The organism is Actinomadura logoneensis (assembly GCF_003428695.1).
Lineage (GTDB): Bacteria > Actinomycetota > Actinomycetes > Streptosporangiales > Streptosporangiaceae > Spirillospora > Spirillospora logoneensis.
This window is the reverse complement of record NZ_QURH01000094.1, coordinates 1-4,458: the sequence shown is the minus strand read 5'-3', so window position 1 is coordinate 4,458 and position 4,458 is coordinate 1. Positions and strand designations below refer to the sequence as shown.

4 protein-coding genes and 1 pseudogene are annotated in these 4,458 nt (G+C 75.4%); all 5 read left to right on the top strand.

Going from position 1 to position 4,458, the window contains the following annotated elements:
* The coding region (locus tag DZF91_RS04470) for an outer membrane protein assembly factor BamB family protein (RefSeq protein WP_147340992.1) at nucleotides 1–1,490 on the top strand (1,490 nt) is incomplete at its 5' end.
* 7 nt (nucleotides 1,491–1,497) lie between these two features.
* Nucleotides 1,498–1,953 (top strand): annotated as a pseudogene (locus DZF91_RS43230) (sugar nucleotidyltransferase); the annotation flags it as partial.
* Nucleotides 1,954–2,014: 61 nt separating this feature from the next.
* Nucleotides 2,015–2,419, top strand: a complete 405-nt coding sequence (locus DZF91_RS43225) for a sugar phosphate nucleotidyltransferase (RefSeq protein WP_328589117.1) — start codon at nucleotides 2,015–2,017, stop codon at nucleotides 2,417–2,419.
* Nucleotides 2,420–2,421: 2 nt separating this feature from the next.
* A complete protein-coding gene (locus DZF91_RS04460; RefSeq protein WP_117356224.1) occupies nucleotides 2,422–3,006 on the top strand; it encodes a hypothetical protein in 585 nt (194 codons plus the stop codon).
* A 108-nt stretch (nucleotides 3,007–3,114) separates the two neighbouring features.
* Nucleotides 3,115–4,374, top strand: coding sequence for an activator-dependent family glycosyltransferase (locus DZF91_RS04455; RefSeq protein WP_117356223.1), 1,260 nt, complete (start codon nucleotides 3,115–3,117; stop codon nucleotides 4,372–4,374).
* The last annotated feature ends 84 nt before the right edge of the window (nucleotides 4,375–4,458 follow it).

Sequence of the window (4,458 nt, the reverse complement as noted above, 5' to 3'; positions counted from 1 at the left end):
CGCCGGGGCCGACGGGCCCGGACGGGTCGCCGGGGCCGGGCGGCGCGGCGGGACGGGGCGTGCCGGTCGTGCGCGACTGGACGTCCGCCGGACAGAACGGGCAGAACACCCGGTTCAACGCCACCGAGCGGACGGTCGGCCCCCGGAACGCCGCACGGCTCAAGCCGCGCTGGACGTTCACGACCGGCGGGGACGTCAACGCCACTCCGGCGGTCGCGGACGGCGTCGTGTACGTCCCGGACGCGGCGGGCACGCTCTGGGCGGTCCGGGCGTCCGACGGCGCGAAGGTGTGGTCCCGGAGGATCAGCGACTACACCGGCAATCCGGGCGACGGCTCGCGGACGACCCCCGCCGTCGCGGGCGACACCCTGGTGATCGGCAACGGCTTCACCGTGACGTCGCCCAGCGGCGCGGGCGCGGTCGCCGTGGACCGGCGCACCGGCGCGCTGCGCTGGCGGACGCAGGTGGACGCGAACCCCCGCTCGAAGATCACCGGCGCGCCGGTGATCGACCGCGGCGTGGTCTACCTGGGCGTCTCGTCCTCGGAGGAGATCCTGCAGCCGCCGCACACGTTCCGCGGCAGCGTCGTCGCCCTCGACCTGCGGACCGGCCGCAAGCTCTGGCAGACGTACATGGCGCCGCCCGGTTACACGGGCAACGCCGTGTGGGGCAGCGCCCCGGCCGTGGACCGCCGCCGCAACCTCCTCTACGTCGCGACCGGCAACAACTACACGGTCCCGGACGGCGTCTGCACGCTCCCCGACCAGACCGGCTGCGAGAAGCCGCCCGCCGACGACTACTTCGACTCCGTCGTGGCGCTGGACCTGACGACCGGACGCGTCCGCTGGTCGCACCGGACGCTGCCCGCCGACGCGCAGTCCATCCCCGACCCGCCGGACGGCACCGACCTCGACTTCGGGTCGTCCCCCAACCTGTTCACCACCACCGTCCGCGGGCGTCCCCGCGACCTGCTCGGCATCGGGCAGAAGAGCGGCGTCTACTGGGCGCTCGACCCGGACGACGGGCGCGTCGTCTGGCAGACCAAGGTCGGCCCGAGCGGCAACCTCGGCGGCATCCAGTGGGGTTCGGCCACCGATGGGCGGCGGATCTACGTGGCCGTCGCCAACTCCGACCACGTCGCCTTCCCGATCCCGGCCGCGGGCGGCGGGACGCGCACCGTGACCGGCGGGATGTGGGCGGCGCTGTCGGCCGCCGACGGCCGGGTGCTGTGGCGCACGCCCGACCCGCAGGGCGCCGTCGACATGGGCTACGTGTCGGCCGCCAACGGCGTGGTCTACGCGGGCTCCGCCGCCGGGACCGGCGACAACATGTACGCGCTGGACGCGGCGACCGGCGAGGTCCGCTGGCGGTTCGCCAGCGGCGGGTCGGTGGTCGGCGGCGCGGCCGTCGTGGACGGCACCGTCTACTGGGGGTCCGGCTATCACATCGGCACCGGCAACGACAAGCTCTACGCCTTCGACACGCACTGAGCCGACCATGACTGAGAACGCCCCGATCCGGGGGCTGATGCTGGCCGGGGGCACCGGCGCCCGGCTCCGGCCGGTGACCCGGGCGGTGTCCAAGCACCTGCTCCCGGTCTTCGACAAGCCGATGATCTACTACCCGCTCTGCACCCTGGTCACGGCCGGGATCCGGGAGATCCTCGTGATCACCACCCCGGAGGACCGGGCCGCGTTCCGGCGGCTGCTCGGCGACGGCTCCCAGTGGGGGCTGCGGCTGGAGTACGCCGTCCAGGAGCGCCCGGAGGGGATCGCGCAGGCGTTCCTCATCGGGGAGGAGTTCCTCGACGGCCGCCCCTCGGCCCTCATCCTCGGCGACAACCTGTTCCACGGCATGGACTTCGGCCGCTGGGCGCGGTCGATGCCCGAGCTGACCGGCGGGCACGTCTTCGCCCGCCGCGTCGCCGACCCGTCCGCCTACGGCGTGGTGGAGTTCGACGACGAGGGCCGGGTGCTGTCCATCGAGGAGAAGCCAGTTCGACGACGAGGGCCGGGTGCTGTCCATCGAGGAGAAGCCGGCCCGGCCGCGGTCCCGCTACGCCGTCCCGGGCCTGTACTTCTACGACGCCGACGTGGTGAAGATCGCCCGCGGCCTGCGGCCCAGCGCGCGCGGCGAGCTGGAGATCACCGCGGTCAACGACCACTACCTGCGCGAGGGGCGGCTGCGGGTGTCGATGATGGACCCCGGCGCCGCCTGGTGGGACACCGGGACCGTCGGCGACATCGTCCGCGCCGCCGAGTACGTCCGCGACGTGGACGAGCACCACGGCCGCAAGGTCGGCTGCGTCGAGGAGGCCGCGTGGCGCGCGGGCCTGATCAGCGACGCCCAGCTCCGCGACCTGGCCCTGCCGCTGCGCAGCAGCGGCTACGGCGACTACCTGCTGGCCCTGCTCCGCTGACCATGGAGCGGTCGACGGTCAGCCACGTCTCTTACGGGCACGACGCCGTGCTCGTCCGCGTGCTGGGGCTGGGCGCGGGCGGGCACGGCCCGGCCCGGGCCCTCGCCGCCGTCGCGGACGCCGGCGCGACCGCCGAGATGCTGACCCTCCTCGCGGCGGACGGGGAGGTGCGCTTCGTGACGCGGCGGGCGGACCGGGCGGCGGTCGCGGCGGTGCTGTCCGACGCGTTCGCCGGTGACCCGCGCGTCGCCGTCCGCTGCCGCGCGGACGTCGTGCGGCTCGTTCTGCACGGCGAGGGGCTGCGGGTGGACGCGCGGATCGTCCCGTCCTTCCAGGAGGCCCTGCTCGGCGTGGGCGTGACCGCTCTCGCCATGTCCGTGGCGAACCGGTCCGTCGAGGCCGTCTGCGAGGCCGCCGCGCTGCCGCGCGCGCTGTGGAGCCTGTGCACCGCGTTCGGCTGCCCGCCCGGCCCCGCCCGCGTCCCCGGTCCCGGCTCCGTCCCCGGCCCCGGCTCCGGTCCCGCCCCCGTCTCCGATCTCGCGCCGCACGTCCGGGCCGCCGGCCACGCCTCGGCCGCTCCTCTCTGACACGTCCCCGGCCGGACCGGCGACCGCGGCCTCAGGCGCGGTCGCGGGACCGGCCGTGTTCCGCGGCGCGGGGCCCCGCGCCGTCCGTCCACCGCACTGGAGGAAACCGTGCGCGTCCTGTTCCTGACACCGCCCGCACTCGCCTCGCACCTGTACGTGCTGACGCCGCTCGCCTGGGCGCTGCGCACGGCGGGGCACGACGTCCGCGTCGCCACCCAGCCCGACCTCGCCGACGCCATCCCCGGGACGGGCCTGCCCGGCGTCCTGGTCGGCGCGGAGATGGGGGAGGCGCTGATGGCGATCGCGCAGGCCGAGCCCGCCACCAAGCCGCCCGCCCCGGACCGTCCGAAGCAGGACGACTACGCCCGCGACGACCCGCACGCCGAACTCGACCACCTCACCCGCCACCTGCTCGCCGGACTCTGCCCGACGCCGATGCTGGACGAGCTGGTCGAGTTCGCCCGGAGCTGGCGCCCCGACCTGGTCGTCTGGGACGCCCTGACCTACGCGGGAGCGATCGCCGCGCGGGCCTGCGGCGCGGCGCACGCGCGGCTGCTGTTCGGCACCGACGGCTACGTGCAGCTCCGCACGGCCGCGCTGCGGCAGAACCCCGGCGCGGACCCGATGCGCGCCTGGCTCGAACCGCTGCTCGCCCGGTACGGCTGCGACTTCGGCGAGGACGCCGTCACCGGCCACTGGACGATCGACACCCAGCCGCCGTGGATGTGGCGGCCCGAGGGCGCGCGGCACCTGATGGTGCGGCCGACGCCGTTCAACGGCCCGTCGATCGTCCCGCCGTGGGTGGGGGAGGACCCCGGACGCCCGCGGGTCTGCCTCACGCTCGGCGTCTCGCACCGCGGCAACGACACCGCCGAGGCGAGCGCCGCCGACCTGTTCGAGGCGGTCGCGGACCTGGACGTCGAGGTCGTCGCGACCCTCAACGCCGAGCAGGTCGGCGACACGCCCGTCCCGGACAACGTGCGGGTGGTGGACTTCGTCCCGCTGAACGCGCTGCTGCCCACCTGCGCGGCGGTCGTCCACCACGGCGGGAACGGCGCGTCCGGCGCGGCGTACGAGCACGGCGTCCCGCAGCTGGTGGTGCCCGGCTCGTACTGGAGCGAGAAGTGGTTCGGGCCGCTGGCGATCGCCAACGGCGTGGAGGAGCAGGGCGCGGGCCTGTACGTCGCGGACTCCGACACGCTGACCGGGGACGCGCTGCGCAAGTCCCTGGAACGCGTCCTGTCGGAGCCGTCGTTCGCGCGCAACGCCGAGCGGCTGAGCCGGGAGATCCTGAAGGTGCCGGCGCCCCGCGACATCGTCCCGTCGCTGGAGCGCCTGACCGAGGCGCACCGCGCCCCCCGCGACTGACGCACGGCGTTCCCCGCGGCTGACGCACCGCACGCCGCCCGGCCGACGCGAGAGCGCGTCGGCCGGGCGGCGTGAGACTGCGTC